Annotated in this window: 5 protein-coding genes; 1 reads left to right on the forward strand and 4 read right to left on the reverse strand. The window is 47.6% G+C overall.

The genetic code is table 11. The features are described 5' to 3' along the window. Positions 1-5 precede the first annotated feature (5 nt). Positions 6-6335 carry a PKD domain-containing protein gene (locus WD077_06425; GenBank protein ID MEX0966854.1) on the forward strand — a complete coding sequence of 2110 codons (6330 nt, stop codon included), beginning with the start codon at positions 6-8 and terminating at the stop codon, positions 6333-6335. A 155-nt stretch (positions 6336-6490) separates the two neighbouring features. On the opposite strand, the gene lpdA is transcribed toward WD077_06425, so the two are convergent. The 4 genes from lpdA to WD077_06445 all read right to left on the reverse strand — a co-directional run. Further along, positions 6491-7879: a dihydrolipoyl dehydrogenase gene (lpdA, locus tag WD077_06430; protein ID MEX0966855.1), complete on the reverse strand. Its 1389-nt coding sequence runs from the start codon at positions 7877-7879 to the stop codon at positions 6491-6493. Between the two features lie 425 nt (positions 7880-8304). Further along, positions 8305-8583: a hypothetical protein gene (locus tag WD077_06435; protein MEX0966856.1), complete on the reverse strand. Its 279-nt coding sequence runs from the start codon at positions 8581-8583 to the stop codon at positions 8305-8307. Positions 8584-8601: 18 nt separating this feature from the next. Then, positions 8602-8808, reverse strand: coding sequence for a winged helix-turn-helix transcriptional regulator (locus tag WD077_06440; protein MEX0966857.1), 207 nt, complete (start codon positions 8806-8808; stop codon positions 8602-8604). Between the two features lie 15 nt (positions 8809-8823). Further along, positions 8824-10823 (reverse strand): PKD domain-containing protein (locus WD077_06445; GenBank protein MEX0966858.1); only part of this gene is annotated, 2000 nt, incomplete at its 5' end.

Consider the following 10823-nt stretch of genomic DNA (forward strand, 5'->3'; position numbering starts at 1 on the left):
CTTATATGAAAAAACAAATTACACCCACGGAAGATCAAGGAAAAGCCGCATCTACAGTACTGTTAGCCAGGCTGCGATCGTCCTTTTCTGTTTCTCTCGCTGGACTTCTCATTGCCATCATTAATGCAAGCTCAGCGTATGCACAAGCGCCTTCAGCTTCCTTTACCACCCAGGATACGATAGGATGCGTGCCGATGACAGTGAACTTTTCCAATACATCGGCCAATGCCTCCTCTTATTTCTGGGACTTTGGCAACGGCAATACATCTACTCTGTCCTCCCCTTCTAATGTATACCTGCAACCGGGCACCTACCATGTAACGCTCATTGCCAGAGATACTGCCGGAAATAAGGATACCATTATAAAATCCAACTTCATTGAAGTAGTAAGGAATCCTGTGGCGTCCTTTACAGCAAATGACACGGTTACCTGTCCCGGACTTCCCATCATTTTTACCAACAACTCACTTTATGCCGATAGCTTGGTCTGGGACTTCGGGGATGGCAATACCTCCTCTGATTCAGTGCTGGTACACAACTATACCTTACCGGGAAATTACACGGTGAAGCTCATCGCCAAAAGCAGTTATGGATGCAGGGATGTGGCAGTAAAAACGTCCTATATCAGCATCCTGCCAAGCCCTGTGGCATTATTCAGTGCTTCCCAAGCTACAGCGTGCGATACCAATACCACGATATATTTTTCGAGCAACAGCCATCATTCCTCAAATTATAAGTGGTATTTCGGAGATGGCGATTCAGCCAACACCGCCAACCCCTCTCATCTGTATTCGCAAGAAGGAAAATATGATGTAACCCTGATCGCATCAAACGGAACAGGATGTTTTGATACGCTTAGGCAGCAAAATTATATTACTATAGAAGTACCTCAGGAACCACAGATCATAGCAAGTACAACTGAAGGTTGTGCTCCGCAGGAGATACGTTTTGAGGCGAATGCACCTGGCGCTACTGCCTGGTTATGGAACTTTGGCGATAGTACTACTTCGACCCGGAGAAAAACGACAAAAACGTACAGTACAACCGATACCTTTTATGTAACACTCAGCATTCAGACTGCAAATGGCTGCTCAGCTACCGTGGCTCAGCCCACCATGATCGTGATACAACAGCGGCCCACTGCCAGCTTTACCGTTAATGATACACTCGGTTGCGCTCCGTACACTGCCGGCTTTTCAAATCTCTCCACGCCTGGTGTCACTTCTTTCTGGAACTATGGGGACGGAGACACCGCCACAGGCCAGAATCCAAATCATATTTATATGGAGGAAGGCACTTATGACGTAACACTTGAAGTAACGGCTCCTAATGGATGCACAGCAGAAAGCACTATCAATGAGGCTGTTAAAGTGAATAAATTGTCCGCTGCATTTTCAGCATCACCACGGTCAGGTTGCATTCCGATGACGGTGAATTTCAACTCGAAGACCACAGATGCCGATACCTGGTATTGGGATTTTGGAAACGGAGATACTTCGGGTGCTGCCAATCCGCAATACATTTATAAGAAACCCGGCAGCTATGATGTCAGCCTGATTGTGAATACCGCCACCGGCTGCACGGATACGCTGGTAAAAGAAAACTTTATTTCTACCACTAATATTCAAACGAATTATACCACTCCAGCGGTAAAAATTGGCTGCGCTCCTTTTACTGTGGATTTTAATGATGCTACCTCCGGAAGTACAGCATGGTCATGGAATTTCGGAGATGGGAATACCAGTACGGACCGTAATCCCAGCCATACTTACACCGAACCCGGCACTTATGACGTTTCCCTCGTTACCACGAAACAAGGCGGTTGTGAGCAATACATTGAAGTATATGAAAGAATACAGGTTACCGGTGCATTGGCTGAATTCTCTTACACTTATGAAGCATGTCCACCTTATGATGTGCAGTTCCATGATTCCACTGTGGGGGCCGTTACCTGGCTTTGGAAATTTGATGACGGAACCACATCCACCGAACAGCATCCCACCAAAAGCTTTAATACTTCCGGTTATCACAGCGTGTCTTTAACCATCACCACAGCCGATAGCTGCAGCCATACCACTTATGCGAACAATGCTATTTATTTTGTGCCGCTGAGTGCCGCGCTGAAGGCTGAGCAACTGGATACGGTTTTCCCTAAACGTGTGCAGTTTAGCGCTGAAGTGGATGGTGCCGACAGTTGGGAATGGGATTTCGGAGACGGGAGTTTTTCCAATCAACTCAGCCCGCTGCACACTTATCAAACAGACTCTACTTACCTGATCCGGTTCACGATAATGAATGACCGCTGTACTACTGTCTACGAGGGAATGTTGCAGGAAATCATACCGCTTCCACAAATCGGAGGCGTGAAACCGCCAAACACTGGCGACACCAGCGCAATGCCGGAACCCATCACGGGTTGTCCGCCACTAACTGTAGAACTGAACGATACGACTTCAGGCGCTACCGCCTGGCAATGGATCCATGGAAATGGTGATACCTCCTATACACAAAAGGCCAGAGGCGTGTATGATGCTCCGGGTGAATATGACATTGTGCTCATTGTAACCAAGCCGGGTGGCACCGATACTATCCATTATAATAATATGGTGCGGGTACCGGAGGTGAAAGCCCGTTTTTCGCTAATGCAGCAATATTTCTGTGATAAAACCGGGGTTTCTTTCCAGGATCAGTCAACCAATGCCTCTCAATGGATATGGAGCTTTGGTGATGGCGACAGTGCTTTTTCCCAAAATCCTTTACATTACTATGACGCCTCGCTGGATGCATTTACCGTCAGGCTGAGAGTTGTGGATACTTTTGGTTGCAAAAGCTCTGTCAGCAGAACACTGCACCGCATCACACCTGACGTCATTTCATCTGATGTTTCAGAGATCTGCTATAATGATACAGTCCGGTTTGATAAAGCATTAAACGGAAACTATTCCTGGTTCTGGGATTTTGGAGATGGCAACTCCTCCAATGATGCGACCCCTGCCCATGTTTATACACAAGGCGGCAGCTACAACGTGATGCTCGTGATGCGGGATAACAGCAATAATTGCAGGGATACTTTCAATTTTGCAACGCAGGTGAACGTTACCCAACCGGTAGCTGATTTTACGTTGGACACTGACTCTGTAGCCTGTGACAGACTCAATGCGGAGTTCACCAATGCAAGCACCTCAGCAAATTCTTACAGGTGGCATTTTGGCGATAACGGCACCAGCCACAACCGGCATCCGGATTATACCTATAAAAAAGAGGGAACTTTTGATGTTACTCTGATAGCATCCATGAATGGATGTTATGATACCGTAACAGTACCCCAACTGGTAACCATAAATAAAGCTGTGGCCGGATTTGCCATGTCGCAACAAAACGACTGTTTCCCGATCACGGCTACTTTTACCGATACAAGCACAAACCCGGTTTCCTGGTTGTGGAAGTTCCAGGATGGAACCACCTCTGCGGTGCAGCACCCACAGCATGTGTTTACGGATAAACCTGCTTCGGGCACAACCCTGAAGATCACCGATACCAACGGTTGCGAAAAAACAGTGAAAGGGTCAAGAATTGATTTCGTGAGTGCCGACTTTAAAGCCAGCACCACCAACGGCTGCGCTCCTCAGGTGATCAGTTTCACCGATCAGTCGCACCAGGCTACGAGCTGGTTATGGGAATTTGGTGATGGAGATACTTCAACGCTTCAAAACCCAACGCATGTTTATGCACAAAACGGCACATATACCGTAACGCTCATCATTGCTTCTTCCGGCAATTGCCATGATACCCTGGTGATGGAAGACTACATCGAAATTTCGCGTCCGTGGGCTGATTTCCATACCACATCAGCGGCTACCTGTGCACCTTCCAATGTGCAGTTCTTCAGCACCTCTTCAGACGCTAAAAAGTGGCTTTGGAGCTTCGGAGACGGATCATCCTCAACCGTTGAAAATCCTGCACACATCTATGCGCAACCCGGCTTTTACACCGTAAAACTTAAAATTGAAAACAAGCAAGGATGTATTGATTCTATTATAAAAGATCGCTATATCCGCGTACTCGGCCCCATCAGTTCTTTTTCAGCATCGTCTCAGGATGTTTGTAATCCTGCCACGGTGGTATTTTCAGATTCTACTCAGGGCGCCATTTCATGGGAATGGAATTTTGGCGATGGCGCGGAATCCACGCAACGGCATCCAACGCACCTGTACGATTCTTCAGGCAACTATACCGTTTCACTGATCACCAAAGATTCTTTTAACTGCCAGGCGCTCTATGTGCTGCCATCCAAAATTAACGTTACGCCCACTCCGCGGGCAAGTTTTTCGCTGGATCGTGACCTTTCCTGCGTAGGCGATACCATTCCATTCAGCAATCAATCAACAGATGGAACATTGTGGAACTGGGATTTTGGTGACGGAAAATCTTCCTCTAAAAAGAATCCCAACCATATATATACAGCTCCGGGCATTTATACGGTAACGCTCATCGCCTCCACGCAGGCCGGCTGTGCCGATACGGTTATAAAGAAATCCATTCTACGGATCACCGGCCCGGTTGCCGACTTTACGCTGGATGATTCTTCGGGCTGTCAGCCTGTAACAGTTGAGTTCGGCCATCCCTCGGCAAATGCCTACTCCTGGAACTGGAATTTTGGCGATGGAAATACTTCTGACAGCAAAGACCCGCAACACCGGTACGACAGCGCAGGCATCTACACCGTAACGCTGGAGGTTACCGATTCATTCAATTGCCTGGTAAAAATTGAAAAGCCACAGATAATATCCGTTTATCGCATGCCCGAAGCGAAATTTTCAAGCGATCCTACGGAAGGCTGCGCACCTTTCGAAGTGAATTTCCACAACGAATCAAAATTTTATGACCATTCCGTCTGGAAGTTTGAAGATGATCTGAATATCGTGGGAAGGGACATTTTTATCAATTCTCAGGACGCATCTTACACCTACCAGAACAAAGGTGCCTACGGAGTGCAACTGGTAGTGAGCACGGACGAGGGTTGTTTTGACACAACCTCCTTCAATCCCGTTATTGTGAACCCCACTCCTGCTCCTGATTTTACCGCTGATAAAACCCAGGGTTGCAATCCTTCCATCATTCAGTTCCAAAACAAAACGCCTGATGATAGTACCTACAGCTACCAATGGCTTTTGGAGAACGACACCCTATCCGGCTCTGACCCGGCTTATGAATTCGATCAATCAGGATTTTTCGATGTATCGCTGGTTGCCACTTCTTTAGAAGGCTGCAACGATACGCTTACTAAGACGGACTTCATCGAGATCTTTGACCAGGTTCCTCCTCCGGCTTCTGACCTTCATGCCGTATCGGTTCTTAATAACAATAGCGTGGAGATGAGCTGGAAACCCAGCAAGGCAAGCGACTTCAGCCACTATAATGTGTATCTGAGAAATAACGTTTCCGGCAACTATCAGCAAATCGCACAAATGAACCAGCGCCATGACACGAGCTTTTCTTCGACCGGACTGAATACGCTGAAAAACGTCTACACTTTTATAGTGCAAACAGAAGACATCTGCGGACAAAGCCTGGAAATGGACAAACACCAACCGCACTCCACCATAGAACTGAAAGCCGTTCCACAAGGAGATATGGTGAAACTGAACTGGAACCCTTATGCAGGCTGCGGAATACAGAGCTACAAAGTTTTCCGCCTTGCACCGGGAGCCAGTACACCGGAGTTATTGGATGAGCTCCCACCCAACAGTTTTGAATTTTTAGATGAAACGGCTTGTCCCCGTCTTTACAGTTATCGCATTCAGGCTACCCGGCTATGTGGAGAAACCTATCACTCATTTAGTGATACCGCTGTTGCCAAACCGGCTGATTCAATTACCACTCTGACTGTGGATATTGTGCGAAGTACTGTGATAGACGACCGGGCTGTGCTTACCGAATGGGCAAAACCCTCGGTAGCTTCAGCCAAAGTTTCGGGATTCACCATATTCCGCTCCGTTGACAGCAGTTTCTTTGAAGAGATTGCCGAACTTCCTGCCGAGGCTACCAGCTATGTGGACCATACGGCTTACGTGAAATCACAGAATTACTATTACCTTGTACGGGCTGACAATCGTTGTGATATAGAAGGCAAACAAGGAAATCCCGGATCTTCAATCCTGCTTTCTGCTGAAAATACGGAAGATCACAATGTGCTCCTGAAATGGTCAGACTATCATCATTGGAAAAATGGTGTGGAATATTTCATTATTGAGAAAATGGATGAATATGGCACCTGGCAATATCTGGAAAAGGTAAAAGGAAATGAGAACAGCTTTATAGACAAGGAAGAATAGGAATACCGCGCTGAAAAAGCTGGCTGCGCATAGCACCTTCGTGCCCCTTAGTGTCCTTTGAGCTTTTATATCTAAATTTTGGTTCATCAAAAAACTCCACTTCGCTGATTGCAGAGTGGAGTTTTTTAATTTATCAGCAGAACTATTTTGCCATGCTAAATATGAATCACTTCGCCATAGGCGGCAGCCGCTGCTTCCATGATGGCTTCGCTCATAGTGGGATGCGGATGTACGCTCTTGATGATCTCATGGCCGGTGGTTTCCAGCTTACGGGCGACTACCGCCTCTGCAATTAATTCCGTAACGTTCATGCCGATCATGTGGGCGCCAAGCCACTCTCCGTATTTCGCATCGAAGATCACCTTCACAAAACCATCGGGTGCTCCCGCAGCCTTCGCCTTACCTGATGCCGTAAAGGGAAACTTTCCAACCTTAAGTTCATAGCCCGCTTCTTTCGCAGCCTTTTCTGTGTAGCCAACTGATGCCACCTCTGGAATGCAATAAGTGCAGAAAGGCAGGTTGTTATAATTAAGTGGTTCCGGTTTCTGGCCTGCTAGTTTCTCCACGCAAATAATTCCCTCAGCCGAAGCCACGTGGGCCAGTGCAGGACCTTTCGTTACATCGCCAATAGCGTAGATATTATCTACATTGGTTTTATAATATTCGTCCGTAACGATGATACCACGGTCCGTTTTAATCTTCAAATCTTCCAATCCTATATTCTCAATGTTGGGCTGAATTCCGGTAGCCGAAAGCACCACATCGCATTCCAGCGTTTGCTCCTTGCCGTCTTTCTTATACGTAACCTTGCACTTGCTGCCAGATGTATCCACTTTCGTTACTTCCGCACCTGTTGACACTTCCATGCCCTGCTTTTTAAAAATACGCAAAAGCGCCTTGCTCACCTCCTCATCCTCGTTGGGAACAATTTGCGGCAGGTACTCCAGCATCGTCACCTTAGTTCCAATGGCATTATAAAAGTATGCGAACTCCGTCCCGATAGCACCGGAACCTATCACCACCATTGTCTCCGGTTGTTTTTCCAGCGACATCGCCTTGCGGTATTCAATGATCTTTTTGCCGTCTATTTTTATTCCGGGCAGTTCCCGCGCACGTGCTCCTGTCGCAATGATGATATTCTTAGCCTCATAAGTCTGCTTCTTTCCGTCATTGTCCGTCACTTCAACTTTCTTGTCCTTCGTCAGTTTGCCTGTGCCCATGAGCGCATCCACCTTGTTCTTCTTAAAAAGGAACTGGATTCCGTTTGCCATGGCCCCGGCTACGCTGCGCGACCGTTTAATCATAGCCGGAAAATCAGCCTTTGCATCAGAAACGCTGATGCCATAATCCTGAGCATGCTGAATATACTCAAACACCTGGGCGGACTTCAGCAGGGCTTTGGTAGGGATGCAACCCCAGTTGAGGCAGATGCCGCCCAGGCTCTCACGCTCCACCACGCCTACCTTCATACCAAGCTGTGCAGCACGAATAGCCGCCACATAGCCGCCAGGCCCACTGCCAATAATGATCAGATCATACTTCATTTGTCCGGATAATTTTTTGGGTTGAAATTTCAATCGGCTGCAAAAATAAGAGGAAGATTTGGGTTGGGCAGGAAAGGAGGGGTTTCTGTGCCAGTGTGCTGATTACATGAAAAGAAAACTAATTAATTTTTAAATTTTTTCCTGTAGAGGTCCAGCTAAAGGGTTTTGCCCTTTCTTCGCTGTAGGTTTTAATGTATTCCAGCAATTGGTCAAATTAACTGTTTTTTTGGAGGTCCAGATACCTCCTTTTAAAACGTCCTTTGTAAAAATGTTAAACCATATCTCAATTTGATTTAACCAAGAAGAATAATAAGTAGGTGTAAAATGAATCTGGATCTTTACTTTTCTTTGAAAGCCATTCCTTTATTGATTTATGTTTGTGAACAGCTAAATTATTAATGATAATGTGAAGTTTTATATGCCTATTAAGTCCTATCAAGCGTTTTTAAGAATTTCAGGAAATTTTCCGCATTATTAGTATCAATTGTTTTCCCTGTAATTTCTCCGGTATGAACAGCAAGTGCTGCAATCAATCCTACTGTCCCGTTTCTTTTATAGGTAGCGGTTTGTCTCTTTGGATTTCCAGAGCGAAGTGGCAGTTCTGGCCGGGTTCGGTCCAAAGCTTGAATTTGTGTTTTTTCATCCACGCAAATAACAAGGGCATTTTCAGGTGGATTCATATAAAGGCCTCCAATTTCAGTCATCTTTTTTCAAACTCAGGATCAGGACTTTTTCCACACCAGTATACAATCTTGTGGGGGCTTCAAATCGGCTTCTTTTAATATTTTATGAACCTCACTTTGACTGATACCAACTTCCTTTGCAATCCGTCTTTGAGATATATCCCCGCTCTCGCTCCGCCTTTTAGCGGAGTGTGAACTATCCCCAGGCGTCCCGCCTGCGGTGATTGCAATAATTGTTTCATCCATTCGCAAAAGCTGGAACTACTTCACCACCGTCACATTCCCTTTGAAAAAATGCGGAGCAGAAGTATCGTCTGTGGCCTTTAGCAAATACAGGTAAACACCTTCTGGTACCATTGCTCCGCCTGAAGTGCCATTCCAGCCTTCATTTTCTCCTTTCCAGATTTGCTCGCCCCATCGGTTGTAAATGGTGAGTTGGTAGTGCGCTATGGCGGTGGTGACGGGCGTAAAGGTTTCATTCAGTCCGTCATTGCCGGGGCTGAAGGCGTTGGGCAGGTGGATGCGGATGAGGTCACGGATGATGATGGTGCGGCTGTAGGTGGAGGTGCAGTGAGCATTGGTGGCGGTGAGCATGACGGTGTAGCGGCCCGTGTCGGGGTAAGTGTGGATTGTCTCGTAATTTCCTGCCTCCGTGGCGCCATCCCCAAAATCCCATTCTATAAAATCTGCATCAGTGACATTCGCTGAAAAGGTGATGGTGGTATTGGGAATTCGTGTGGGCTGGGGTGCGGCTGTGAAATTGGCGGTGGGCGTAGCATGGACGATAATGGTTTGGCTGCTGCTGTCGGTACAGCCCGCTTTGGTGATGATACTGAAGTAAGGATGATAAATGCCCGGCTGACGGTAGGTGTGTTGCGGAATTATGGTTTCTGACGTATCGCCCTCGCCTGCGGTGAATTGCGCCCATTCCCAGCCGCTGCCTGTGGACTGAAATGCTACGGTCAGTGGCGCGCAGCCTTCCGTGGGTGTGGCCGTGAAAGCCGCATCTGCTGCGGGATTGACGATGATTTCAATGCTATCAATAAATGCGTTGCTACACCCATCCTCTAATTTTAGATTTACCATTTTGGATGTTATGTTTTCCTGGTGAAGAAAAGCAGGATTTCCGGTGACCAATACAGTTCCTGCTGAATCCGTCCATGTAAAGGTATAGTGGCCGGTGTCGCCTTTTACATCGGTTGCTTCCAGCCGGAAGGAATCGCCTGGGCAGACGAAAAGCTGACCAGGCAGCGTGGCAAAGAGCGGTGGGCTGACGGCTATGAAAACATCATCCGTATCGCGGCAGCCTTGCTGGTTGCTGGTGATGAGCCAGTAGCGGATGCTATCGGGAGGTGTGGCGTTGGGATTGGCGACAAAAGCATTGTCCAAGTGGTCAGGCGGCTGCCAGGTGTAGGTGATGCCGCCTTCGCCCTGCAACGTTATCGTCTGTCCGAAGCAGATGGCTGAATCAGGCCCGGCACTGGTTTTTGGCAGCGGATAATGGCTGATGTGGATGGTGTCCAAATCCACACAACCTCCGGCATCGGCTACGCGGACGCGGTATTGGCCCTCCTGCTGTGTAAAGATTTGCTGCGCTTTCACCGTATCGCCACCGGGCAAATACCAGTTGAAGTTCACGGCATGGGTTCCTGCATTAAGCAAAGTGCTGTCGTATGGGCAAATTTCTTTGTCCGGGCCGAGGTCTACCAGGAAGTTTTGCAGGAAGGTGGCCTGCATGGTATCTGAACTCACACAGCCGCCTTTGCTGATCTGTACCCAGATTTTGTGCATACCAGGCGCTTTGCTGAAGTTCACCACGGGCGTAGTATCTCCGGTGCTCCACAGGAAGCGACATTGTGGGCTGGTGTTGGTGGGAAGGCCGTTTACAAGGCGCGCATCTATCGTGAGCTTTGTACCAAAACAGAGCGTGGTGTCACCGGGCAGTTGAGCCGTGGGCTGGAAGTTGGTGCAGATGGTTTTTTGGGAGAATGGTAAATTCCGTACTGTGAGCATGACGTCTTGCTCTGTAAGACCACCTTCCTGAATTATTAGGTCATAGTTGGAAAATTTTGGCTCAAGATTAAGCACGGTCACATCTAAGTCCTTCTCGAAACAGCCAGAACTGCCGAGGGAATCAGTTTTTAAAAGATAGGAGGCATAAGCATTGATACCCGTTCCTCTAATATTACCTGCTGATAAGGTTCCGTTGGGTGTGTAATCGGAACTCTGTCCGGGCAGCTTCCTGGGCGGGGGCGCCCCCG

The sequence above is a fragment of the Bacteroidia bacterium genome (genome assembly GCA_040880525.1).
GTDB lineage: Bacteria > Bacteroidota > Bacteroidia > CAILMK01 > JBBDIG01 > JBBDIG01.